Origin of the sequence: Paenibacillus koleovorans NBRC 103111 (assembly GCF_004000845.1) — a bacterium.
Lineage (GTDB): Bacteria > Bacillota > Bacilli > Paenibacillales > NBRC-103111 > Paenibacillus_AA > Paenibacillus_AA koleovorans.
Map to the genome: position 1 here is coordinate 1 of NZ_BIMA01000063.1, position 23558 is coordinate 23558.

Here is a 23558-nt window from a genome sequence, read left to right on the forward strand (position 1 = left end):
TTCCGCTTCGTTGAACAGCAGCAGTTGATCGGGATGTATCTGTTCACTGGAGGAGGCGAACTGCCGGCGCTGCGCCAACCGGAATTGCTCTTCGAACCAACGCAGCTTGGCTTTGAGCTCCTCGTTTTCACGTACCAGTTTAGCCAGTTGTTCTTCGGTTGTAGTGGGGGCTTTCATTTGATTATCCATACCTACCTTTTCGACGTCTTGTCGACCGCTCCTGCCGGAAAATGAGGCAAAAAACGGAAGACAAATCTTGCTAAATGATGCGTTCCGGCCGAAGGGGCGGATGCGCTTTGCGCTGCTCCAGGGCTAAGCCGTCCAGCAGCCACCGCAGCTCGCGACTGGAGACCGTGACCGTTGCCTCCTCGCTGGTCGGCCACTGGAACGTACCGCGCTCGAGCCGTCGGTACAACAGCCAGAAGCCGTTATGGTCCCAAAGTAGCAGCTTGAGCTTGTCCCGTTGGCGGTTGCAAAACACAAAGAGGCTAGGCGCGAAGGGATCCAGCCCGAAGCCTTCCTGTACGAGTGCGGCGAGGGCATCGATGGACTTGCGCAAATCCGTGGGTCCACAGGCCAAATAAACGCGTTGAGGGTTGGGGAGCGTCAGCACGGTACCGCCTCCGCCAGCGCATGCACGACCTCACGAAGCAACTGGGGATCGAAGCCGGCGTCCAGTTCAATCTCGGCCAGACCAATGCGAAGGATAAGGGAGGTACGTCGTTCCTCGTCCATTACAGCCAGAGGTACAAAGGGGGTTACTGGGGGTGCCGTTGAGGCCTCGGTCGAAGGGGGAAGCGTGTGCTTGGGAGACTTGTAGAGCCAGTATTTCATTTGATCCATCGTGCAGCCGTGGGCTTCACACCACCTTTTTAGGGTCAGACCGCTGGCCCGGTACTCCTCCACGCGCGCGGCCCATTTCTGACGACGATTTACATTTACCATGTTGAGGTAACCTCCTTATGTTCTCGGTTACCTCATGCTCTCATGGAATTTGTATAGTTTAAAGGTGGGGACAGTTTGACGCTTACATTGAGCCACTGCTCCAGTTCATGGGAGCTATATTCAAAATAAAACCCCCTCGCCATCGCCATTTCATGACGACTACAAGGGGGCGTATGCAATCAACTTAATACAGCGTCATGTACTGCTCGCGCTCCCAGTTATGAACCTGGGTGCGGTACATATCCCACTCGATCTCCTTCAACTCGAAGAAGTGGGTAAGCGCATGCTCGCCGAGCGCCTCGAAGATCACTTCGTCATTCAGCATCTCGAACAACGCTTCCTTCAGGTTGGCCGGCAAGCTGGGAATGCCTTGCTCTTCCCGCTCTTCCTCCGACATGATGTAGATGTTGCGGTCGACCGGAGCCGGCAAGTCCATCCGATGTTTGATGCCGTTCAGACCGGCCTTCAGCATAACCGCGAGCGCCAAATACGGATTCGCGGCCGGATCCGGGTTGCGCACCTCGACCCGTGTGGACAGCCCGCGAGACGCCGGAATCCGGATCATCGGGCTGCGGTTGCTCGCCGACCAAGCTACGTAGCAAGGAGCTTCGTATCCCGGAACGAGACGTTTATAGGAGTTCACGGTCGGATTCGTAATCGCGGCGAAAGCGCGCGCGTGCTTCAGAACCCCGGCCATGTAATAATAGGCGGTTTCGCTCAAGCCAAGGCGATCCTTATCATCGTAGAACGCGTTCTCCGAGCCCTTGAACAACGATTGATGGCAATGCATTCCCGAGCCGTTCACACCGAACAATGGCTTCGGCATGAAGGTCGCATGCAAGCCATGCTGGCGAGCTACCGTCTTCACGACGAGCTTGAACGTCTGAATTTGGTCGGCCGCCTTGACCGCATCGGCATATTTGAAATCGATCTCGTGCTGACCCGGCGCCACTTCGTGGTGGGAAGCCTCGATCTCGAAGCCCATCTCTTCCAGCGTCAAGACGATCTCGCGACGGCAGTTCTCGCCCAGATCCATCGGCGCCAAGTCGAAATAGCCGCCCTGGTCGTTCAGCTCCATCGTCGGATTGCCCTTCTCATCGGTCTTGAACAAGAAAAATTCCGGTTCCGGGCCGACATTCATCGCCGTATATCCCATCTCCTCGGCTTCCCTCAGCGCACGCTTCAGAATCCCGCGCGGATCGCCGGGAAAAGGCCGCCCGTCCGGCAAATAAATGTCGCAAATCATCCGCGCAACGCGGTCTTCCGTTACCCAAGGGAACACAACCCATGTATCCAAATCCGGATACAAGTACATGTCCGACTCTTCGATCCGAACGTAACCTTCAATAGAGGAACCGTCGAACATCATCTTGTTGTCCAGCGCTTTTTCCAACTGACTGACCGGGATTTCCACGTTTTTGACCGAACCCAGCAGGTCGGTGAACTGCAGGCGGATGAACCGAACGTTTTGTTCCTTTGCAATCCGCATAATGTCTTGCTTCGAATATTGTGGACGACTCATACGGCTTGACCTCCTAAAGGGACCTTATTTGGGATAGAACCGGGACAGCTCGCCTTGAATCAAGGACACTTGGCCCAATCGTTTGCCCGAACGGAGCTGCTGCTTCAGCAGCTTGTGCAGCTGCGAATCGCTCATCTCGCGCTGGATCTCGCGGCGCTTCTCTTCCGTCTGTTCATTTAGTACCGTAGCTTCTTGGGATTCTTTATTAACAGGGTTAAGCACTTGCTTGATGCCGGCGATGTTCACGCCCTTCTCGATCAACGCTTTGATCTGCAGGAGCCGTTCCACGTCGTTAAACGAGAAAAGCCTCTGATTCCCCGATGTCCGCGCGGGTATGATCAGCTCGTGCTGCTCGTAATAGCGGATTTGCCGCGCCGTCAGATCGGTCAGCTTCATCACGATGCCGATCGGGAACAAGGCCATATTCCTGCGAAGATCGTCACTCATTTCTGCATCACTCCAAGAGAATATAGGGGTTACTTGAATTGTACCGTTCCTGCCAATACGTGTCAAGGCATGTAAGGTTTCGTCACAATAACCCGGCCTTCATCATGTTGGACACGGCGGTCAGCACGCCTAGCTTCACGTGGGAGTAGGTCAACCCGCCTTGCATATAAGCGATATAAGGCTCCCGAATCGGCGCGTCCGCCGATAGCTCCAGACTGCCGCCCTGAATGAAAGTGCCCGCTGCCATGATGACGGGATGCTCGTAACCCGGCATGTCCCATGCTTCAGGGACGACATGCGCGTCAACGGCAGCCGCTCGCTGGATGCCCTGCACGAACGACACCAGATGCTTCTCGCCTGTGAACCGGATCGCTTGAATCAGATCGGTTCGCGGGTCGTTCCAGCGCGGATGCGTGTCGAACCCGAGCTGCTCGAACAATGCGGCGGCGAACACCGCGCCCTTCAACGCTTGCCCCACCAGATGCGGGGCAAGGAACAAGCCCTGGTACATGCTGCGCAGCGTGCCGAGCATTGCCCCTACATCCCCGCCGATGCCCGGGGCGGTCAACCGATAGGCGGCAAGCTCGACGAGCTCTTGCTTGCCTGCGATATAGCCGCCGGTAGGCGCTATGCCGCCGCCGGGGTTCTTGATGAGCGAGCCGGCGATCAAGTCGACGCCGACCTCCGTCGGCTCGCGTTCCTCGGTGAACTCGCCATAGCAGTTATCGACGAAGACGAGCACATCCGTCTTGATCTCTTTGACATACGCGGTCATCTCAGCGATCTCGTCCACGCTGAAGGACGGCCGCCAATCGTAGCCTCGCGATCGCTGGATGCCGATCACCCTCGTCTTCGGCGTGATCGCGGCACGGATCGCGTCCCAATCCGGCGTCCCGTTCGTCTGCAGCGCGACTTCCTCGTACACGACGCCCCAATCCTGCAGCGAGCCCTTGCCATCGCCGGGTTTGCCGATCACCTTGTGCAGCGTGTCATACGGCTTGCCCGTGATGTAGAGCATATGGTCGCCTGGTCTCAGGACACCGAACAAGGCCGTCCCGATCGTGTGCGTCCCCGATACGAAATGCGGCCGAACGAGCGCCGCCTCGGCGCCGAACACGTCCGCATACACGAGATCGAGCACCTCCCGGCCACGGTCATTGTAGCCGTAGCCGGTCGAGCCCGCAAAGTGGTAGTCGCTCACTTTATGCTTCTGAAAGGCGCCGATCACCTTCCATTGATTCCGGTCGACCGTACGGTCGATCCGTTTCATTCGCGGTTCGGCGGTTTCCTCCGCCTGCTCCATGCGATTCAATAGCGAATCGGGAAACGTCATCATTGCGGCCTCGCCCCCGAATCCCCGCCCCCCTCCGCAACCGCGTCTGCCGCTCCATCCAGACCGGCAAGCTCGCGAACAGCAACAGGCCCATCCACTAAATAAGGAGTCAGCTTATAGCCGACCTTTTCGTATTCATTGCGCTTGACGCGCACCTTGAACTCCATCCGCTCGTCCTCGCCGATTTGCTGGTCGAGCACTTCACCGATCCGATACAGCAGCGCGATCGCATCGCCCTTGTCAGGCGGGATGCGGAACGTAACAGTGCCGCCCATCAGCTTGTTCTCGATCCTCAGCTTGAGCCGCTCCAGATCGGAGTCGCTCATCGCACTGACCCGGATCAGCTCGCCTTCCGTCGTCAGCCAATCATGCTGGCTCGGCTCCAACAAGTCGATCTTGTTGAACACGGTCAGCTTCTCCTTGCCGTGCGCCCCGAGCTCCTCCAGTACTTGCTCTACGACGCGCATTTGCTCTTCCCGCATCTCGGCGGAGCTATCCACCACATGCAGAATCAAGTCGGCTTCGCATACTTCCTCCAGCGTGGCGCGAAAAGCGGCCACCAGATCATGCGGCAAATGCTGAATGAAGCCGACCGTATCCGTCAGAACGATCTCTTGACCGTTCGGCAGCTTCAAGCTGCGCGAGGTCGGGTCCAGAGTGGCGAACAGCTTGTTCTCCGCGTACACATCGGCCTCGGTCAGCCGGTTGAGCAGCGTCGACTTGCCTGCATTCGTGTAACCGGCTAGCGCCACCTGGAATACGCCGGTTTTGCGCCGGCGCTCGCGATGCAGCGTCCGATGCCGGACGACTTCCTCCAGCGCATGCCGCAGCTCGCTGATCCGGTCGCGGATATGCCGGCGGTCCGTCTCCAGCTTCGTCTCGCCCGGTCCGCGCGTGCCGATCCCGCCGCCGAGGCGGGACAAGTTCTTGCCGTGCCCCGACAGCCGCGGCAGCAAGTAGCTGAGCTGGGCCAACTCGACCTGCAGGCTGCCTTCTCGGGTTCTGGAGCGCTGAGCGAAAATGTCCAGAATGAGCTGCGTCCGGTCGATGATCTTCACGTCCAACGCTTGCTCCAGGTTGCGAACTTGAGCGCCTGACAGCTCCTGATTGAAAATCGCGGTGTTGGCCTCATGGGCGTTCAGCAGCGTCTTCAGCTCTTCCACTTTTCCTTTGCCGATAAACCACCGAAAATCTACGGCATCCTTCTCTTGGATCAATTTATCCATCACGAACACGCCGGCGGTTTCCGCCAAGCTGACCAATTCGTTCATCGAATAGTCGATCATCGCATCGGACAGCCGGTCGCTCTTCAACACCAAACTGACGAGCACCGCCCGGTCTTGAACCCGGGATTGTATTTCAAACGAGGTAGGCTTCATACACATATTCCTCCTTCACGAGCGTTCCCCATCGGAACGATCGCCTACTGGCTATTAAGTTCGGTCCAGCATATTCCAGCTTCTCCAAACTCGTCTTATTGTACCACAGGGACAGCCCTTCTTTCACAGGACCCTTCTTCTGTACAAAAAAAATCCGCCGAAACCGACGGATTCCTGCTATTATTTCGGCAGCCGGAGCTCTACCGTGGATTCTTCCCCTTTTCCTCCAGTCTGATGATAAGAACCGCCGTGATTCTCGAGCACACGCGTCGCCGCCATCAACCCGAGTCCAGACGCTTCAGACTTGGAAGAGTAGAACGTTTCTCCGGAATGGCGCACCTGCGACATCTGCAGCCCTTGACCGGTATCCGTAAATCGGATGCTGACCTGCGGAGGCTTGAACTCCAAATTAATGGACAGTTGGCCCCCGTTCGGCATCGATTCAATCGCATTCAGCATGACTTGGACGAACACCCGCTTCAGCTGCTGCGAATCGCATCGGACCGGCGGAATCGCATTGCTCGTGGACAGTCGGATTTCGACCTGGGACCTCGCGGCTCTCGTCTCGATCGAAACGATTGCGTCTTGCACAAGCTCGATCGGACTTCGTCGCTCTTGAGGCTTCTCGAGCGGTTGCGCGACAAACTGGAGATCCTCCACGAACTGCTCGATCCGCTGCACTTCCGTAAGCATTACAGCGTAGTAAGGCCTCTCCTGCGGCTGCTGCTCCTGCAGCAATCGCGTAAATCCGCCCAGCAGGGTCAACGGCGTGCGCAGCTCGGCTACAGCGCGATCCGCCAGCTTCCCCATGGCGCTCTGTCGTTCGCTCTGCCTCAGCTGCTCCTCCGCTTTTCGCCGATGCTCCAGACTTCGGGATAAAATGTGGAAACCAGCCACCTTGTGATTCACTATGATCGGGATGTATGTCACGTTAAGCGGAATCAACGTACCGCCTCGCTGGATCAGCATCAGCTCCAGATTGTTCGCGCTGCCGATCGCCGTAGCCGTGCGAAACGTTGATACCGCCTCTTCCCGGTTCTCCTCCGCGACGAGCTCGGCGAACGGGCGATCCTTCAGCTCCTCGAACATGTAGCCAGTCAACCGCTCCGCCGCAGGATTCATGTCCAGCAAGCGCCCCCTCGTGTCAAATGTGCAAATCGGATCGGGATTCAGCTCGAACAGCTGCTCCGACTGGTTGTGCAAGAGCGGCACGCGGTTGCTCAGCTTGTATTCGTACATATTCAGATCGGCTTCGTGCATCAATTGCTCGATATGGGACGTAGAGGACGGATTCGAGGTTGCTTCGCCGATGGAGAACGAGATCAAGATCGGCTTCATGCCCGAAGCAGGCACGAACTCGCTGTTGTTCAGCTTCTCCTTGATTCGTTGCAGCAAATCTTCGGCGCACCGATTGTCTTCCGTCACAATGACGAACTCGTCTCCGCCGAGTCGGCCGACTGTCGCATTCATCCCTTCTACCAGATTCCGCAGCGCTTCCGCTACATGCACAATCACTTTGTTGCCGACCATGTGGCCGTATGTATCGTTGATTTGCTTGAAATAGTCCATATCGATCAGCAGCACCTTGAGGCGGACGCCGCGCTCCAGCAGCTTTTCACCGAACAGCAATGTCTGCTGCAGGGAAGGAAGCCCGGTGAGCGAATCGATCATCGAAAGCTTGAAGTACTCGTTGCGCTCTACATACAGCCGCCGCATCATGTGGGCCAGAACCGAGAAGACGAAGGCGTTCAGCGCGACCGCGAAAATATTGGCCCACAGCTCGGCTTCCTCGATCTGTGTCTGGAACCGAAACAAGAAAAGCGCGGAGATGAGACCGGCTGCAAACGGAACTTGCGGGTTCGTAACCAGCAGCGCGAACAATAGCAGCAGAGGATACAGGATAAGCAGGAAGCAGTACAGCTTCTCCGCCGGGAACACAACCAACAGCAACGTCAATGCCGCGAAAGCCAGGCCGTATACGGCCGTCTGTGATTTGCGCAGCAGCATGAGCAAGATCAAAGCCAGGGAGAATAAGGCGGCTACCAGAAGTTCTCGCCAATTGGAATATACGGTTGCGATTGCACAGCTGGATGTAAAAATCACCAGCGGCAAAATCATGCTGTCCAATCGTTCATACGGAATACCGGCCCGCCATTTCAAGTTCAAAATCGGCTTCATTGTAAATCTCCCCTTTCTTTGTGCTAGTTGAGACGATGGCTCCCGAAGAACAGAAAAGGCCATCCCGAATGAATCGGAATAGCCGGATTGCAATAAAAACAAACGATCTGTTTTTTACGGCAACCCAGCTATCATAGCTCCGAAATAGGAGCCTTAGACCTGTGGCTTTGCGTCCTTGCCTTTCGGCAAGTTTGCCATTGTTACGAAAAACCTGTAGGACCATCAACTAGTTCTTTTTTACTATAACACACCCCGTTTTCATTTTCATTGTTAACTTTCACACAGAAAACCCGAATGCCAGACCTGAATCTCGATGTATCGTTCGGGTCCTGCAGCCCCTGCAGCGTTCCAAACTTGGGGAAACCCGAACTTCTCAATCAGGGCGGGGAGTTCCGCCAACGTGTACACTTGTGCCCGGTACGGTTTGCCATCTTGCAAGCGCATCGTGGGGAAGAGGTCGCCATATGTGAAGCTGATCGCGGACGGTTGCAGGTCGGACAAGGGGATGCGCACAAACTGTCCCGATTCATACCACGACTGTATCCATGGACATGGGCCTAAAGTCATGGAAACAGGCACCCGTGTCACCGGTCTTCCGCCCTTGGCCTGGAACTCGCCGCGGACCCGCTGCTCCAGCTCCCTGCGAATCGTCAAGTAATCAGCGGCGCGCTGCGAGGCAAATGATTTCCCCCGCTCCCTCAGCCGCCGCAGCACAGACTCCGCATCCTTCTCCGGCAATTCCGTCAAGCTGCGAAACGGTCCCTCAGATGCCTCGAAGTAATGATAGGCATATTGAAAATCGTCCGGAAACACAGCCAAATTCCGTTGCCCCGTCATGGCAAAAACCCTTCGCGGCTCTTGAAAGCCCGGTCCTCTCCGAATGCCTGGCGCATCCGATCAAATACCGGTTCGATCGCTTCCGGCCGGTACCATTCCTCCAAACCCAGCGCTCCGAATACAGCTCCCATATTCAGCGCCTTAGTCCGACTCCCGCCGCTTCCATCCCCTCGGAAAAAATCGTCGACTACGACCCGCTCCGTCACCTCGGCCAGCTTTTCGGCAAATTGCGGCGAGCTGGGCAGTACCGGCGAAACCGCCGCCTGCGATGGAATACCGGCCTCTCTCAGCTGGCGAAGCGCCTTCATTCTTGCCGGGATTGGCGGCGCGGCCGGGCTGAACGCCTTGCGCATCGCTTCCTCATCCGTCTCCACGGTAACGCTCACCCGAATGCGGTCGCCGAACGCCTGGAACAGCTCCAGATCCCGCGTCACGAGCGGACTTCGCGTCTGCACGAAGAGGAAGTCCGGCCGGCACTCCGCCGCCATCGTCTCCAGCAGGCTCCGCGTTAGGAGAGCTATTGCTTCCACAGGCTGATAAGGGTCCGTCGCGCTGGACATGAAGATCGTGACAGGCCCGTTTTTGCGCGCTTTTTGCATATCTTTTTTCAAGAGGGTCGCGGCATTCGATTTCAGATCCACCCACTCGCCCCAAGGCTCCCCTCGAAACAGCGCAATCGGCATCCTTCTTACATAGCAATAGGAGCAGGCGAACGCACAGCCGGAATACGGGTTAAGCGTATGGGTGTAGCCGGTCAAATAACCTCCCGTCGGACTTAGCAGCTGTTTGGATACGGTCGTTCGAACGGTTGTCATGGTCGCCTGCTCCTTCCGGTTTACCCGTTTTTATCCATTCATTATACCATCAACAGCCCCATTGCCGCTCGCACCTCGCTGATCACACGCTGCGCCGATTCACGAGCTTTCTGTCCCCCTGCGGCTAAAATATGCATCACTTCGCGATCCGAGAGGCGCTCTCTTTGTTGGCGAAACGGTTCAACGAGCTGCTCGATCGACTCCGCCAGCTTCGCTTTGCATGCCACACAGCCGATCTCCGCCTTCAGGCAGCGGTCTGCCATCGCTCGACGAACGTCCTCTTCAGTGAAAAAAGTATGAAGCTGGTATACATTGCAGCCGTCGGCGGTAGGATGGCCCGGTTGGTCCCGATACACGCGCAACGGATCCGAATAAGCTTTTTTCAGCTTCGCCTGTATGCGCTCCGGCTCATCCTTCAAGCTGATGTACGTCTCCACCGGGTCGGATTTGCTCATTTTTCCTTGACCGGTTAAAGAAGGCACTTTCACGGCATTGTCAGGCAGCGGCTGCGGCTCCGGCAAAAAGGCTCCATATTGCTGGTTGAATCGGCGAACGATGCTGCGTGCCATCTCCAGATGGACGAGCTGGTCCTCTCCTACTTGAACTATCGTTCCGCGATGAGCAAGAATGTCCGCCGTCATGAGCACCGGATACCCGACCAAGCCGTAGTTGACATTGTCCGGATGTTTCTTCGCTTTCTCCTTGAACGTAGGACAGCGCAGCAGCTCCCCTAAGGGCATGACCATGCTCAAATACGTATGAAGCTCTCCAAGCTCCGCCGCAATCGAGGATTGGGCAAAGAAGATGCTGCGCTCCGGATCGAGTCCTGCGGCCAAATAATCTCGCGCCACCCCGATTACGCCGTTCGATAATTGCTTCGGATTCGGATGGGTCGTTAGCGCATGCAAATCCGCGATAAAAAAATAACAATCAAACTGATGCTGCAGCAGCGAGATGCCCTTAAGCGCTCCGTAATAGTTCCCGATATGCAGTTCTCCGGTCGCTCGAATGCCGGAAACAAGTGTATGGCTAGCCATCGAAATCCCTCCATAAATTCATGTGATTGGTGTGGTTGTGTCTTTCGTCGATCTTTCGCCATCGCCAGCCGTCGTTCATCGTCGTCACGCTCCTCGGATTGTAGCTTTGTTGTCCTTGTACGCCAAAAAGGGGCTCCGCGTCCTCTCTCACAAGAAAGGACGGGAAGCCCCGCGGTACCACCTTCATTAGTCCGAATGCCCGGACTCGCTCAAACGTATCGGGCGTGCGCACTATCGCCGAATACGCGTCCCTTATAACGATGAGACATTCGCCGAAGCCTACTTGGACCGTGAACGGACCGTTCGGTTCAGAGGCTCAGAAGCCCATTCACCGGAACGCCTGCGCTGATTCACACCACCCATCAGCTCTCTGCAGCACGCCTTCCGCCTACTCCTCTTCTTCACAGCCAAGTATGAAATTGAAATCCATTATATCCCAAAACGCTACGCTTGGCAAGAGGCATTCAATTCCTCGACCAGGCTGCGCAGCGACCGATCCGCCATCGAGCTCAATCGCACGTTGTGCGCGCCGAACGAAAGCGTCCCGGTGACGGCATTCGGGACGATGACGCAATGCAGCCCCGCCCGATGTGCGGCAAGCGCTCCATTCGGCGAATCCTCGAACGCTACCGCCTCATGCGGCTCGACGCCAAGCGACTCGACCGCCCTCCGATACAGCTCCGGATCCGGCTTTACTTTAGCGACATCGTCCTTCGTGTGGATCGTTTCGAAGTAGTCGAGCAGCCCATGCGCCGTCAAGTAACCGGTCACCCAAGCCCTCGAAGAGCTGGATGCCAACGCGATGCGCAGTCCAAGCTCTTTGGCCTCCTGCAGGTAAGCTTCTACACCGACCCTCACCGATTCCGATTCCATCCGCTTGAGAAATTTGGCTTTCTGGGTGGAGCGGATCAGCTCCCGGTCCAAGACACGGCCGCATGCTTCCTCCAGGTGGTCGTACGGATTGTACACCGACAAGTCGGTGCCTACGCAGCCCGACCAACGCTCCAGCGTCAGCTCATGCCCATGCTCCTCGAACACTTCCCGGAACGCGTTGAATTCATTCGTCTCCGTGTCGAGAATCAGTCCGTCAAAATCAAACACAACCGCTCGCAGCATCGTCTTCTCCCCACTCCTCTGTATCTGATAGGCTAACAACCCTATTATACAGGAAGATCGGGAAAAAGGGGCGGCTGTGCGGCGGTTGTCATCGCGACGCTGCTAGGTCTCAAGTTTTATTCCAACGCAAATCCTCCGGCCTAAGCGTCATCAGCTCCTGTCGCGACGGCGGCGATGTATACTGACTCGTCAAACGTACCGCCTGATGCCGAATCGCCTTCTCGAGCAAATTGCGCACATAGCGGGCATTGCTGAAGGCGCGCCAGTACGCTCCTTTCTCCTCGGCCAAATGCTGCTTCAGCTTGGCGACCATGAGCGGCAGCATGACATAATCTTTTTCCTTGGTCATCTGCTCGGCGATCTGAAGCAATTGGTCGACCGAGTAGTCCTCGAAATCCAAGTGGATCGGGAATCGGGAAGGCAAACCCGGATTCGTCGCCAGGAACTGTTCCATTTCTTCCGGATACCCCGCCAAAATCAAGATAAACTGATCCCGATGATCCTCCATCGCTTTCACCAGGCAGTCGATCGCTTCCTTGCCGAAATCTTTTTCCCCGCCGCGCGCCAGGCTGTACGCCTCGTCGATGAACAGCACGCCGCCCATCGCCTTCTTGATCAGCTCCCTCGTCTTGAGCGCCGTATGCCCGATATACTCGCCGACGAGATCGGCACGCTCCACCTCGACCAGATGCCCCTTCTGCAGTAGCCCCATCGATTGGAACAGCTTGGCGAGAATGCGGGCTACGGTTGTTTTGCCGGTTCCGGGATTGCCCTTGAAAATCATATGGTACACCTGCGGATTCGATAGCAAACCCGCCTCTGTTCGATATTGCGCCACCTGCAACAGCGAATATATTTCGAAAATCAGTTCCTTCACGTGATCCAAGCCGACCATCCGGTCCAAATCCCTCATGATATCGGCGAACGGCCCGGTCCCCGCAATCGACCGCTGAGGAGCAGGCACTTCCGGGTCGACAGTAACGGCAGGGGCCGTATTGCGCAGCACGACATTGATTTGCCTCGAAGCTTTCGAACCGGTCTTCAGTTCTGGGGTGACGGCACGACTGCTCAACGAAATCACCTCTCCTCCCTCTGACTACTACTTTACCGGTTGCCGCCTTGTCCTATGAATGGTTGGTGGAAAAAAACATGAAAAGCCGTCCGAGTAGGGCGAGAAAGTTTAGAAAAACCATCATGGAAGATTACAAGGATGGTCCTCTGTTTACGCCCCCCGCATAACGCCAACTTTCTGATTTAATGAAAAAGCATTGAAATATTATTCGTAACAATGTATATTTATTCATTATTGAAAATGGAAATAGGAGGCCGTGCTATGACTGGATTGGAATTACTCGAATGGGGGATGCTGGAGCGGATGGCAGCCGATACTTGGCCGGCCGCATTCGTCTTGCCGCTTGAAGCCTGGCTATTGCGGGCCGATCCTGAGATTCCTGCGAAAAGATGCAACAGCGTCCTGACGGCCGGGGCGATTCCTGAGTCCGAGGTGGACTGGATGGAGCAGATTGAACTGTTTTATGCGGAGTTTGGCTTTCGGCCTCGTTTCCATATCAGCGCGGCGAGTCCAGGCGGACTGGACGAGCAGCTGGCGGAACAAGGTTATGTGAAGGAGGGAGAATCGCTCGTACTGACAGCTACTGTGGAGCAAGTGCTCAAACTGGCGGATGGTGAATCGCATAGGAATGCTTATTCCGCGGAAGTAGCCGCATGTCATAACGGTGAATGGCTGGATGCTTACCTTCGGATCGAGCAATTCGACCCGCACAAGAAAACGAGCTATCATGCCATACTGGACCGCATTTCAGGCCCCAAGGCATTTGTGCTTGTCCGGCATAACGAAACCGCCGCACCGGCAGGAGTCGGTACGGCGGTCGTGAATGGAGAATGGGCGGGATTGATCAACATCGCTACCGATGCCTCGCATCGCAGGCAAGGCGTAGGTGTGACGGGCATCCGTGCATTAGCCGCCTGGAGCGCGCACGTCGGCGTCCATCGCATGTACTTGCAGGTCGTCGCCGACTATGAGCCTGCCGTGCGTTTGTACGAGAAGCTCGGGTTCCGCTATTCGCATCGGTACCATTATCGGACAGGGCCGGCACGATAACGCTGTACTTCAGGTTACTCGTCCGATCCGAACACGATCAGTCGCAGCTTATCCAGCTCCCATTTCGTATAGGCCAGCGTCTCACGCACTTTATGCCAGGGCATCCACATAACGCTCGATGTCATGGACGACACTCGCGGATCCTCCATGTCGAGGAACCGTGCAATATCATAGGAGCGGGCGGCGTGATACTCATGGGTGATCAGGATCGCCTTCGTCCAGCCCCGCTCCGCCATCAGCCGCTTGGAATAGCGGACGTTGTCGTACGTGCTGCGAGCTTGCGGCTCCAGTACAACCGCCTCCTCCGGCACGCCTTGGCGGACGAGGTAATTTTTCATCCCCTCAGCCTCGGTCAGCGTCGAGCCGTTGTAGTCGAGTCCGCCGCTGACAATCAAGTGCTTCACCTGACCGTCCTTGTAGAGCGTCAACGCGCGGTCCAGCCGTTCCCGCAATCCCGGACTCGGCTCGTTGTTCCACAACGACGCACCAAGCACGATGCCGACATCGGCACGGGCGGAGGCATCCGTCTCCGGAGGGGTGTAAATTTTCCACTGAATAAACGCGGTCCACAGAAGGCCTAGGGCGATTAATGCGACTGCGGCTCTAAACAGCCAAGTCTTCGTCCACCGCCGACGTCTACGAGAGAAACTGACCGGTCCGTTACTCATAAGCGTTTGCTCCTCGAGTCGTTGCACATGTCGATTATTTTTCTTTAACGGAGATGCTGTTGATCTTGACGGTTTCCGTCGGCACGCTCATCTCGCCTCTCGAGCTGGCTTTCACCGCCGTACCGGCGATTTTCTGCACGATATCCATTCCTTCCGACACTTTGCCGAAAATCGTGTAGTTCGGCATGCTGTTCAAGCCCGCGCAATCCGCACCGGTACAGATGAAAAATTGGCTGCCGCCGGAATTCGGTTGACCGGTATTGGCCATCGCCACGATACCCGGATCGTACTTGTGCGGGGATTTGAGCTCATCCGGAATGTTGTAGCCCGGTCCGCCGGATCCCGTGCCTAACGGATCGCCCGTCTGGATCATGAATGTCTTCATGATGCGGTGGAATGTGACGTTGTTGTAGAAGCCTTCTTTGGACAGGAAGATGAAATTGTTGACGGTCTGAGGCGCGGTATCAGCGAACAACTGGACTTTGAACGAGCCTTTGTTCGTATCGAAGGTGGCTTCATACGTCTTCTTCGTGTCGATCGTCATGGCCGGCGGTGCCGACCATTTCTTCGGCGTTGCGGCAGCGCTAGGCGATGGAGTAGGCGTAATTGCAGAAGGCGCCGCTCCTCCTTGTACCGGGCTTGGGCTCGGCGATGGTTTGGTACTGCTCTCCGGCTTGCTGCCGCAGGCAGCCAGCAGTACGCACAGCAAAGTCAACAGCGATACATACCCTAATTGCTTCAAACGTTTGTTCATCGTTACCACCATTCCTTTTCTCCATCAAAAGTTGGTCTACTGCCGCGACTGCTCATACTTGCAAAGTACCGTCAGGACCTGGACTAGTTTCCGCTGCCCGGACTTCCGGTCGGCGTTCCGCCTCGCGGGGTCCCGCTTACCGGAGAGCCGCTTGGGGTCGGCGTTGGCGTAGGTGTCGGTGTTGGGCTTGGCGTAACCGTAACACTGCCGCTTGGGGTCGGTGTCGGTTTCGGACTGCCTGAGCCCGTTGGAGTAGGGGTAGGCGTCGGAGACGGCTTTACGCTGCCGTTGTTATTCCCGTTGCCGTTGCCGTTATTTCCATTGCCATTTCCGTTGCCATTCCCGTTGCCATTATTGCCGCTCCCGTTCCCATTGTTCCCTTGCCCCGGCGAACCGCCCGGTTTGTCTTCTTCCGTCATAACGGTTACAACGTTCGAGGCTCCGCCTTCCAAGTTGTTGTCCATATTGACAGGTACGACGTAGTATTGATACGATTCGCCAGGTTTGGTCGTGAAGTCCTCCAGTTCGGTTGTCGCCGATAAGATCGGATCGCCGTAATCGGCGTCCTTCGAGCTTTTGCGGTACAGCTTGTAGCTCAGCCTCTCCGTCCCTATCGGTGCCGACCAGGTCAGCTTAACGGCTTTGCGGTCTTTGTTGTATTCGCCTTTCAAATCCGTTATTCCTTGCGGCGGTTGCGTCACATCCGGCACATTGCTCGGTTTCTGGAATTGCGTGACCGGCTTGCCGGCAAGCGCCTTGGTCATAATGTCCTTGAACAGCGACGCAGGACGCCCGCTTCCTCCGTTGACGTAGTGCTTAGAGTCGGTATTGTCGAAGCCCATCCAGATCGCGGCCGTATACTCCGGCGTGTAACCCGCAAACCACACATCGCGGTAGTACTGCTCGAGTCCTTTCAGGTCCAGCTGCGTGGAGCCTGTTTTCCCGGCTACCGGCCGGTTCATTCTGGCGTTCACCCCGGTCCCGACATCGACTGCATTCTTAAGCATGACTGTCATGTTCCACGCCGTTTTAGGGCTCATCACTTGCTTCGGTTTGTCGTTTTTGAACTTATACCGCTCTTCACCGTGGCTGTCCAACACCTTCACAATGGAGTGAGCCGGATTCAGCAAGCCATTGTTGGCGAAAGCCGTGTAAGCGGAAGCCAGCTGCAGCGGCGATACACCGCGAGTCATCCCGCCGAGGGCGATAGCCAGGTTCGAATCCTTCTCATCAAACGGAATATCCAACGACTTAGCAAAATCCATCCCTATCTTCAACCCGATCTCATTCAGCAGCCAGACCGCCGGCGCATTCGCCGACTTCTCCAGCGCCTTCATCATCGTCATCTGACCGGAATAAATGTTATCCCAGTTGCTTGGCGAGTAGTTGCCATAGGAAAGCTTCTCGTCCTTCAGCATGGTGTAAGGGTTCATCCCCTTCTTCTCCAATGCCGGCGCATACTCGATAATCGGTTTGAACGACGATCCCGGCTGGCGGGGCTTGATCGCGCGGTTCCAAGTCTTCGTCTTGTAATCGCGGCCGCCGATCATCGTAGCGATGCCTCCGTCCTTGTTGTTTACAATAGCCATGCCGCCTTGCATCATCTGCTCTGGACCGTTCTTCTGGAAAAAGTCCGGATTGGCGAACGCCGTCTCAGCCGCCTTCTGGGCAACCGGATCCAGCGTCGTGTAAATTTGATACCCGCCTCGAAGCAGCTCGTCTTCCGTCAGTCCCGTTTTATCGATCGCTTCACTAAGCGCATAGTCCAGGAAAGCGACATAATCCTTGTTCGCAGCGACTTGCGGCGCCACATAATCGACGGCTTGCGCTTGAGTCTTCTCCGCTTCCGTAATGTAGCCTTGCTGGTACATCAGCAGGAGCACAACGCCGCGACGTTCCTTCGAATTTTCAGGATTGTCGATTGGGTTGTAGTAGCTGGGCGCCTTTGGAATCGCAGCGAGCGTAGCCATCTCCCACAGCTCCAGCTTCTTCAAATCGGATTTGTTGAAATACTTTTTGGCCGCCGCTTTGACGCCCCAAGCCGATTTGCCGAAATAAATGCGGTTCAGATACATCTCGAGAATTTGATCTTTGGTCAAATGGTTCTCGAGCGCTTTCGCAATCGAAGCTTCCGTCGCTTTACGAATCGGGCTTTTGTCCGCATTCAGAAACATGTTTTTGGCCAGCTGCTGCGTGATCGTACTGCCGCCCTCCGCCGCACGGCGTTCAATGATATCCGTAACAAGGGCACGTCCAATTGCAAAAAAATCGATTCCCTCATGCTCGTTGAACCGCTTGTCTTCCGTCGCCACGAAGGCGATCGGCAGCTTCTCGGGCATCTCCGCGAGCGTGACGAGCTCCCGATTTTCCCGCGCCATCGTCGTCACTTCTTTGCCGTTAACGTCATAGAATACCGCCGCTTCGGACATTTCCATCTTATCTTTATTGACCTGATACAGCCTCTCGCCGTTCAGCAGGATAATCATGTACCCCGCCATGGCGCAAGCCGCCCCCATTACGGCCGTCACCAGCAGCCAAATGGCCGCCTTTTTCTTATTGAATTTCTTCCGTTTTTTGCTCGGTTTTTTCGGTCGATTGGAATTTCCGGTTGTAGCCATTCTCCTCGACTCCTTTCTTGCACACCCACCCACAATCCACATGGAAGTAAAAGAACAACCCAGTAGTTCGGGTTGCCCTGTGCGCTATCAGTATTAACGTAATGAACAGGAAAAAAGTTTCAATGCACACGGCTGCGCTGCGACACGCGACAAGCATCTAAGGTTGAATTTACTCGGACGCCTCCTGTGGAGCCAGAGAAACGGGGCGTTGCGGAGTAAATGTTGAGATTGCGTGCTTGTAAACCATTTGTTGGCGCCCTTCGCTGTCGATGATGATCGTGAAGTTGTCGAAGGCTTTAATATAGCCGCGGATTTGGAATCCATTGGTCAGGTAAACCGTTACGGCGATGCTTTCTTTGCGCAATTGATTCAAGAATGTGTCCTGAATGTTGATTGATTTGTTCATAAAGGTACCCCCTAAATGGTCTGAGTAGGATTCGCTGCCGCATCATTTCGCCGCTTTGCATTATATTCTCTACGGAATGGAAACTTTCCTGTTATTATATCATTAATTATTTTCAAATGCTCTGAAATATTTGAGCCTTCTTCCAGTTCCACCCAGTGAATCTCCTGCATATGGCGAAACCAGGACAGCTGACGCTTCGCATAACGCCGTGTGTTGCGTTTCAAGTAATTGACCGCTTCCTCCAGCGTCATCTCTCCCGCCAGGCAGCCGGCCATCTCCTTATACCCCAAGCCTTGCATCGCAACGGCCGTCCGTTCGACTCCTTCGTGAAGCAGGCGGCGAACTTCCTGGACTAGCCCTTCTTCCATCATTTGGTCAATACGCCGTTCTATACGGTTATATAGCAAAGTACGGTCCATTGTCAACCCGATGATGCAAGATTCATAGGGGGACCGCTTTTTCTGCGACGCCAGCTGCTCGGAAAGTCGGGTTCCCGTGAGGTGAAGCACCTCAAGAGCGCGGATCGTCCGACGACGGTCGTTCGGGTGGATACGTTCGGCCGATAGCGGGTCTTGCCGCTTCAGCTTGTCGTGCAGCGCCAAATCCCCATGCTCGTCGGCGTACAAGCTCATCCGCTCGCGGAACGCCTCATCCGAGCCGGCCTCGCTGAACTGAAAGCCATAGATAAGCGACTCTATGTAAAGACCGGTGCCTCCTACAATAAAGGGCAGCTTGCCGCGACTATGAATGTCGGCGATCAGCTCGCGGGCGCGCTCCTGAAACTCCGCTACCGTGAACGGCTCGTGAGGCTCATGGATGTCGATCATATGATGCGGGATGCGGCTGCGCTCTTCGGATGACGCCTTGGCTGTCCCGATATCCATACGGCGATACACCTGCATCGAGTCGCCCGAGATGATCTCGCAGCCATATCGTTCGGCGATCTCGAGGCTGAGGTTCGTCTTGCCGACCGCGGTCGGTCCGACAAGGACGAGCACCTCGGGTTTGCCGTGTGGAGCAGTGGCGGATTCGTTCTGGGCTATCAAATGTGAATCACTCCATATGCGATTTTGGTGCCGGACCGGAACAGCCGCTCGAAGCCGAGCCTGTTGAACTCGTCGCCGTCGCGATGCTCCTTGAGCACGATTCGTTTGCGCGCGACGCGCCTCGCTTGCTCGATCGCGTGTTCGGACAGCGCTTTGTGATTGGCAAGCCGCCGCAGCGGCTGAATGGCGCTGGAATCCTCGATCGGACTGCGGAACATCGGATCGAAGTAGACGATGTCGACGCTGCGGTCCGGCAGCTTCTCCAGCTCGCGCGTGTGGTCGGCCAGCTTCACCTCAATGCGGCGCATCGTGTCGTTGAACGACTCGAGATGCGTCTCATAGTGAGACAGCCCTTCGCGAATTAGCATATGCAGCGCAGGCTCGCTTTCGATGGCGGTCACACGGCCCTCCGGGCCGACTACATGCGAGAAGACGATCGAATCGGAGGCCAAGCCGGCCGTACAGTCGAGCACGATGTCGCCTGGCTCGGCGCCGGAGCATTCGATCAGGGCATCCCCTTCTCCTCGCATAAGCCGTTTCACGCGAACGAAGGACAGGCTCGGATGGAAAAACATCGGCGTCGGTTCGGCAGAAAGGTTCGGGTTGGCTTCAGATCGACTGTCTGACGGCTCCATGATTAGATCCGTATATAGCTTTAATTGATCATCGGCTTGCAGCAGCAATTGCGTAACCCGATAGGACTGCGCCAGCTTGTTCACCGATTTGCCGCCTCGCGGCACCCAACGCCATCCGAGCTGTGCGGCGATCTGTTTGGATCGCGTAACGGACTCGGGTGAAGGGCTGTGGGAAGTCGTGACGAGCACTACATCACCCGCTTAAACATTTTTTCCAGCTCATAGGTGGAGAAGCTGACGACGATCGGCCTGCCGTGCGGGCAGGTGTAAGGATTGCGGCAAGCGGCGAGCCGATCCAGAAGCGCTTCGATCTCCACCGTCGACATGCTTTGATTCGCTTTGATCGACGCTTTGCAGGAGCACATAATGGCCGCTTTTTCTCTTAGTTTGGTCAAATTCACCGATTTTTTTTCAATCAGCACCCAGTCGGCCATCTCATCGAGCAGCGCCTTCTCTTCTCCCTGCGGAAACCAGTGAGGGAGCGACCGAACGAGGAAGCTGCTGCCTCCGAACGTCTCGAGGTAGACGCCAACCTGCTCGAGCAACGGCAGCTTGTCGGCCAGCGCCTCCGCCTCGGCGGACGTGAACTCGAGCGTGATCGGCAGCAGCAGCTCTTGACTCGCCTGATCGGGCTGGCCGAACTTCTCGAAGTAATATTCGTAATTTACCCGCTCGTGCGCGGCGTGTTGATCGACCAAGTACAAGCCGCGCTCGTTCTGCGCGACGATATATGTACCGTGCAGCTGCCCGATCGGGTCCAGCTTGGGAAAAGCCGGCACTGCGGGAGCTGCGGTTTCCGGCGCTGCCAGCATGCTCGTCAGCTTGGCGTACGGCAGCTCCGGCGGCGGCGCGTAAGACGGCGCCTGCTGAGCACGGAGCGGCGGCGCAGCTGGTCTAGGCGCAGCCGGTGCTTCGACAGCGGCTGCAGTCTCCAGCGCAGCGGCCGTCGGGGCAGGCGGCGCGGATGCTTGCAGCAGCGTCCAGTCCGGTTCGGCGGAATCAGCTGCTTGCGGTGCCGACTCCGAAGCAGCTGCAGGTGCCGGTGCGGACCCACCTGATTGAGGACGATAAAGCTCCATCTGCTCCTGCACGACCAGCTCGCGAATCGGGTTCCGCTGCGCGGCGGACGAGAGGCCGCTTGGGATATGCACATGCCCTTGAAGCACGTCGCGGACGTGGCGCTCCAGGAACTGTACGAGCTCCTGCTCTTTGCTGAACCGAACCTCGAGCTTCGATGGATGTACGTTCACATCGACGAGCTCGGGATCCATCCGTAGCGATATAGCGGCTACCGGGTAACGATTGATCGGCAGCAGCGTATGATACGCGTTCATAAGCGCATGGCTCAAGGCGAAATTACGGATATAGCGGCCGTTCAGGAAAAAGCTGATCGCCTGGCGGTTCGCCCGATTCAGCTCGGGCTTGGAGACGTAGCCGACGATGCCGTAGTCGGGATGCTCGCCTTGCACCCGCAGCATCGCCTTGGCAGTGGTCGTCCCGTAGACGGCGGCGATAACCTGCAGCGGGTCGCCGTTGCCGAGCGTGCGCAGCAGCTCGCCGCCGTTGTGGCGCAGGCTGAAGGCAATCGAAGGATGCGCCATCGCGAGACGGTACATGTAGTCGGAAATATGACCGAGCTCGGTCTGGATCGTCTTCATATATTTGAGCCGCGCCGGCGTGTTGAAGAACAGATGTTTGACTTCGAACGTCGTCCCTCTTGACGCAGCGATTTCTTCCAGCCCTTTCACCGATCCGCCTTCGATCATCAGTTTTCGGCCGAGGCCGGACGTATCGTGAGCGGTCGTGCACTCGACCTTGGCGACGGCGGCGATGCTGGGCAGCGCCTCCCCGCGAAACCCGAGCGTGCGAATCTGGAACAGATCCTTGCCGCCGGCAATTTTGCTCGTAGCATGGCGGCTGAACGCCAGCTCGCAGTCGTCCGGCTCCATCCCGGAGCCGTTGTCAGCCACACGGATCAGCTCCAGGCCGCCCTCTTCAATCGTAACGTCGATCCGTGTAGAGCCGGCGTCGATCGCATTTTCGACCAGCTCCTTCACGACGGATGCAGGGCGCTCGATCACCTCACCCGCGGCAATTTGGTTGGCGACATGATCGTCCAGCACACGAATGATTCCCATCGATGCACCTCCTAATTCGCTTATTGTACTTCGGTACGTACTTGTACCTGCAGCGTCACCCGATCCGTCCCCGCAAGCCTTGCGCTCCAGGACGGAAACTGCTTTGTCAAAATCTCCGTGTCCAGGAGTCCGATTCCGTTTTTATTGACAAAACCGTTCTCCGCCCCGAACGTAATCGTCGCTGAGCCTGGAGCACTCAGCTCTACCGCTTGTTTGGCCTCGTTCCAGGACAAGGTTCTTCCGAGCATGGCGGCGGCCAAACGCGCCGGAACATACAACCGCGCCGCTGCAGAACCCTGATCGGACTCCGTGACGAATGGCAAGGTGGTGCCGAGCTCCCATCCATTAACAACGCTTCGAGTCGTACCGAGCTCAATGGTGACGGCCGGGCTTCCGGACGCTCTCAGAGCGGCCGCCAACTGGGCGATTTCGCCTTCTACGACCACATCCGGCGTAATTCCAACTTTATTGACCGGCTTGCCCTTCGGCGTAAAATATTGCTCGATCGTCACTTTCAACGCTCCGCCCGAGCTCAGCCTGTATATGCTCTGCACGCTGCCCTTGCCGTATGTAAGCGATCCGACGATAACAGCCTTGCCATAGTCCTGTAGAGCGCCGGTCAACACCTCGGACGCGCTGGCGCTGTTCCCGTTGACCAGGAAGACAACCGGAATGTCTACCGTCTTGCCACCGGCCAATAACACCGGTTCATCTTCGCCGTCGCGATTTTTCGTATGGATCAAAGTCCCCTCCGGGATAAACTGCTGCGCCATCTGACGGGCCGATTCCAGAACGCCGCCCGGGTTGTTGCGCAAATCGACGACAAGCCGAGCGATCCCGCTCGCTTGGAGTTTCGCCAGCTCATCTGCGAACAGCTCGTCGGTGTTGTCGGCGAAGCCGCTCACGCTCATGTAGCCCGTTCCGTCATTCAGCACGCGGCTCGTCACGGAAGGCACGGCCACATCGCGTCTGACAAGCGAGATTATTTTAGTCGAACCGTCTCCACGCAGCAAGAGGAGCGTTACTTCCGAGCCTGCAGCACCTCTTATCGCACCCGCGATCGCATCCAGCGTCAGTCCGGCCGCCGGTTTCCCGTCTACGGCTGTTATACGGTCCCCGGCTGCGAGTCCGGTTTCCTGCGCAGGACTGTTAGCGAACACCTCCACGATCCTGGCTCCGGCATCGTCTTGGCTTAACCGCGTGCCGATGCCGGCGTATACCATGTCCAAGTCCCGTTGGTATTGCTCCCATTGGGATTTGGAGAAATAAGTCGTATATAGATCCTTTAACGCGTCGATCATGCCTTGAATCGCTGCATCCGTCAGCAACTCGTCGCTGATGCCGCTCACATGTCTTCCCTGCAGCGTACCGTATACTTCACCGAACCGGGTCAAGGCTTCGTCTCGCGTCTCCGCGAATACGGCTTGCGGCGCTGCGAGCAGTACAATGGGGCCTGTCAGCGTTGCGGCAGCTGTCCCGACCGCCAACCAGCTAAGGGCCACTGCATGCAGCTGCAGCCGCTTAGTGAAGCTCGTGGTTGTTCCCTTCTTCATGGCGGTTCC

The 23558-nt window shown here is 56.6% G+C and carries 22 protein-coding genes, 1 riboswitch and 1 other annotated feature; of the genes, 1 reads left to right on the forward strand and 21 read right to left on the reverse strand.

The genetic code is table 11. The features are described from left to right. From PKO02S_RS19745 to PKO02S_RS19805, 13 genes are all read right to left on the reverse strand, one after another. The coding region (locus PKO02S_RS19745; protein ID WP_281280446.1) for an IS66 family transposase at positions 1 to 189 on the reverse strand (189 nt) is incomplete at its 3' end. A 70-nt stretch (positions 190 to 259) separates the two neighbouring features. Beyond that, positions 260 to 613: an IS66 family insertion sequence element accessory protein TnpB gene (tnpB, locus tag PKO02S_RS19750; RefSeq protein ID WP_127585567.1), complete on the reverse strand. Its 354-nt coding sequence runs from the start codon at positions 611 to 613 to the stop codon at positions 260 to 262. Then, positions 607 to 945 carry an IS66 family insertion sequence element accessory protein TnpA gene (gene tnpA / locus PKO02S_RS19755; RefSeq protein WP_127585568.1) on the reverse strand — a complete coding sequence of 113 codons (339 nt, stop codon included), beginning with the start codon at positions 943 to 945 and terminating at the stop codon, positions 607 to 609. Before tnpA ends, tnpB begins: the two co-directional genes overlap by 7 nt. A gap of 184 nt (positions 946 to 1129) precedes the next feature. After that, positions 1130 to 2467, reverse strand: coding sequence for a type I glutamate--ammonia ligase (gene glnA / locus PKO02S_RS19760; protein ID WP_127585569.1), 1338 nt, complete (start codon positions 2465 to 2467; stop codon positions 1130 to 1132). Between the two features lie 24 nt (positions 2468 to 2491). Next, complete coding sequence (locus PKO02S_RS19765) at positions 2492 to 2914, reverse strand: MerR family transcriptional regulator (RefSeq protein WP_127585570.1); 423 nt, start codon at positions 2912 to 2914, stop codon at positions 2492 to 2494. An 82-nt stretch (positions 2915 to 2996) separates the two neighbouring features. Next, positions 2997 to 4250, reverse strand: a complete 1254-nt coding sequence (locus tag PKO02S_RS19770; protein WP_127585571.1) for a methionine gamma-lyase family protein — start codon at positions 4248 to 4250, stop codon at positions 2997 to 2999. Next, the gene (hflX, locus tag PKO02S_RS19775; RefSeq protein ID WP_127585572.1) at positions 4247 to 5626 is read right to left on the reverse strand and encodes a GTPase HflX; all 1380 of its coding nucleotides are present in this window, start codon (positions 5624 to 5626) and stop codon (positions 4247 to 4249) included. Before hflX ends, PKO02S_RS19770 begins: the two co-directional genes overlap by 4 nt. A 180-nt stretch (positions 5627 to 5806) precedes the next feature. After that, a complete protein-coding gene (locus PKO02S_RS19780) occupies positions 5807 to 7804 on the reverse strand; it encodes a diguanylate cyclase domain-containing protein (protein WP_164821563.1) in 1998 nt (665 codons plus the stop codon). A 115-nt stretch (positions 7805 to 7919) separates the two neighbouring features. Next, positions 7920 to 8010: riboswitch (cyclic di-GMP riboswitch) on the reverse strand. Positions 8011 to 8074: 64 nt separating this feature from the next. Then, positions 8075 to 8641: a hypothetical protein gene (locus PKO02S_RS19785; RefSeq protein WP_127585574.1), complete on the reverse strand. Its 567-nt coding sequence runs from the start codon at positions 8639 to 8641 to the stop codon at positions 8075 to 8077. Further along, positions 8638 to 9456, reverse strand: a complete 819-nt coding sequence (locus PKO02S_RS19790) for an SPL family radical SAM protein (protein ID WP_127585575.1) — start codon at positions 9454 to 9456, stop codon at positions 8638 to 8640. The genes PKO02S_RS19785 and PKO02S_RS19790 overlap by 4 nt, the downstream gene beginning before the upstream one ends. 41 nt (positions 9457 to 9497) lie before the next feature. Then, the gene (trpS, locus tag PKO02S_RS19795; protein WP_127585576.1) at positions 9498 to 10493 is read right to left on the reverse strand and encodes a tryptophan--tRNA ligase; all 996 of its coding nucleotides are present in this window, start codon (positions 10491 to 10493) and stop codon (positions 9498 to 9500) included. A 152-nt stretch (positions 10494 to 10645) separates the two neighbouring features. Then, positions 10646 to 10907, reverse strand: a binding site (T-box leader). Between the two features lie 30 nt (positions 10908 to 10937). Further along, positions 10938 to 11609 (reverse strand): HAD family hydrolase, encoded by a 672-nt coding sequence (locus PKO02S_RS19800; protein ID WP_127585577.1) that lies wholly within the window; start codon positions 11607 to 11609, stop codon positions 10938 to 10940. A gap of 109 nt (positions 11610 to 11718) precedes the next feature. Next, positions 11719 to 12681, reverse strand: a complete 963-nt coding sequence (locus PKO02S_RS19805) for an AAA family ATPase (protein WP_174819932.1) — start codon at positions 12679 to 12681, stop codon at positions 11719 to 11721. 261 nt (positions 12682 to 12942) lie between these two features. On the opposite strand from PKO02S_RS19805, the gene PKO02S_RS19810 reads away from it, so the two are divergent. Next, on the forward strand, positions 12943 to 13731 hold the full coding sequence (locus PKO02S_RS19810) for a GNAT family N-acetyltransferase (RefSeq protein WP_164821564.1): 789 nt from the start codon (positions 12943 to 12945) through the stop codon (positions 13729 to 13731). 14 nt (positions 13732 to 13745) lie between these two features. On the opposite strand, the gene PKO02S_RS19815 is transcribed toward PKO02S_RS19810, so the two are convergent. The 8 genes from PKO02S_RS19815 to PKO02S_RS19850 all read right to left on the reverse strand — a co-directional run bounded on the left by PKO02S_RS19815 (position 13746) and on the right by PKO02S_RS19850 (position 23549). Further along, on the reverse strand, positions 13746 to 14399 hold the full coding sequence (locus PKO02S_RS19815; RefSeq protein WP_127585579.1) for a YdcF family protein: 654 nt from the start codon (positions 14397 to 14399) through the stop codon (positions 13746 to 13748). A gap of 34 nt (positions 14400 to 14433) precedes the next feature. Beyond that, on the reverse strand, positions 14434 to 15153 hold the full coding sequence (locus tag PKO02S_RS19820) for a peptidylprolyl isomerase (protein WP_127585580.1): 720 nt from the start codon (positions 15151 to 15153) through the stop codon (positions 14434 to 14436). An 83-nt stretch (positions 15154 to 15236) separates the two neighbouring features. Beyond that, a complete protein-coding gene (locus PKO02S_RS19825) occupies positions 15237 to 17771 on the reverse strand; it encodes a transglycosylase domain-containing protein (protein WP_176594938.1) in 2535 nt (844 codons plus the stop codon). A gap of 169 nt (positions 17772 to 17940) precedes the next feature. Then, positions 17941 to 18177, reverse strand: a complete 237-nt coding sequence (gene hfq / locus PKO02S_RS19830) for an RNA chaperone Hfq (RefSeq protein WP_127585581.1) — start codon at positions 18175 to 18177, stop codon at positions 17941 to 17943. An 11-nt stretch (positions 18178 to 18188) separates the two neighbouring features. Next, on the reverse strand, positions 18189 to 19223 hold the full coding sequence (miaA, locus tag PKO02S_RS19835) for a tRNA (adenosine(37)-N6)-dimethylallyltransferase MiaA (protein WP_281280447.1): 1035 nt from the start codon (positions 19221 to 19223) through the stop codon (positions 18189 to 18191). Continuing rightward, positions 19220 to 20047: a class I SAM-dependent methyltransferase gene (locus PKO02S_RS19840; protein WP_127585582.1), complete on the reverse strand. Its 828-nt coding sequence runs from the start codon at positions 20045 to 20047 to the stop codon at positions 19220 to 19222. The genes miaA and PKO02S_RS19840 overlap by 4 nt, the downstream gene beginning before the upstream one ends. Beyond that, a complete protein-coding gene (mutL, locus tag PKO02S_RS19845; protein ID WP_127585583.1) occupies positions 20047 to 21996 on the reverse strand; it encodes a DNA mismatch repair endonuclease MutL in 1950 nt (649 codons plus the stop codon). The genes PKO02S_RS19840 and mutL overlap by 1 nt, the downstream gene beginning before the upstream one ends. Positions 21997 to 22016: 20 nt before the next feature. Beyond that, positions 22017 to 23549, reverse strand: coding sequence for a S41 family peptidase (locus tag PKO02S_RS19850; protein WP_127585584.1), 1533 nt, complete (start codon positions 23547 to 23549; stop codon positions 22017 to 22019). Positions 23550 to 23558 lie beyond the last annotated feature (9 nt).

Excerpts from the sequence above, each read along its gene's own strand:
- tnpA (WP_127585568.1), bottom strand. The coding sequence starts at position 945 with ATGGTAAATGTAAATCGTCGTCAGAAATGGGCCGCGCGCGTGGAGGAG.
- glnA (WP_127585569.1), bottom strand. The coding sequence starts at position 2,467 with ATGAGTCGTCCACAATATTCGAAGCAAGACATTATGCGGATTGCAAAG.
- PKO02S_RS19765 (WP_127585570.1), bottom strand. The coding sequence starts at position 2,914 with ATGAGTGACGATCTTCGCAGGAATATGGCCTTGTTCCCGATCGGCATC.
- PKO02S_RS19770 (WP_127585571.1), bottom strand. The coding sequence starts at position 4,250 with ATGATGACGTTTCCCGATTCGCTATTGAATCGCATGGAGCAGGCGGAG.
- hflX (WP_127585572.1), bottom strand. The coding sequence starts at position 5,626 with ATGAAGCCTACCTCGTTTGAAATACAATCCCGGGTTCAAGACCGGGCG.
- PKO02S_RS19780 (WP_164821563.1), bottom strand. The coding sequence starts at position 7,804 with ATGAAGCCGATTTTGAACTTGAAATGGCGGGCCGGTATTCCGTATGAA.
- PKO02S_RS19785 (WP_127585574.1), bottom strand. The coding sequence starts at position 8,641 with ATGACGGGGCAACGGAATTTGGCTGTGTTTCCGGACGATTTTCAATAT.
- PKO02S_RS19790 (WP_127585575.1), bottom strand. The coding sequence starts at position 9,456 with ATGACAACCGTTCGAACGACCGTATCCAAACAGCTGCTAAGTCCGACG.
- trpS (WP_127585576.1), bottom strand. The coding sequence starts at position 10,493 with ATGGCTAGCCATACACTTGTTTCCGGCATTCGAGCGACCGGAGAACTG.
- PKO02S_RS19800 (WP_127585577.1), bottom strand. The coding sequence starts at position 11,609 with ATGCTGCGAGCGGTTGTGTTTGATTTTGACGGACTGATTCTCGACACG.
- PKO02S_RS19810 (WP_164821564.1), top strand. The coding sequence starts at position 12,943 with ATGACTGGATTGGAATTACTCGAATGGGGGATGCTGGAGCGGATGGCA.
- PKO02S_RS19815 (WP_127585579.1), bottom strand. The coding sequence starts at position 14,399 with ATGAGTAACGGACCGGTCAGTTTCTCTCGTAGACGTCGGCGGTGGACG.
- PKO02S_RS19820 (WP_127585580.1), bottom strand. The coding sequence starts at position 15,153 with ATGAACAAACGTTTGAAGCAATTAGGGTATGTATCGCTGTTGACTTTG.
- PKO02S_RS19825 (WP_176594938.1), bottom strand. The coding sequence starts at position 17,771 with ATGGCTACAACCGGAAATTCCAATCGACCGAAAAAACCGAGCAAAAAA.
- hfq (WP_127585581.1), bottom strand. The coding sequence starts at position 18,177 with ATGAACAAATCAATCAACATTCAGGACACATTCTTGAATCAATTGCGC.
- mutL (WP_127585583.1), bottom strand. The coding sequence starts at position 21,996 with ATGGGAATCATTCGTGTGCTGGACGATCATGTCGCCAACCAAATTGCC.
- PKO02S_RS19850 (WP_127585584.1), bottom strand. The coding sequence starts at position 23,549 with ATGAAGAAGGGAACAACCACGAGCTTCACTAAGCGGCTGCAGCTGCAT.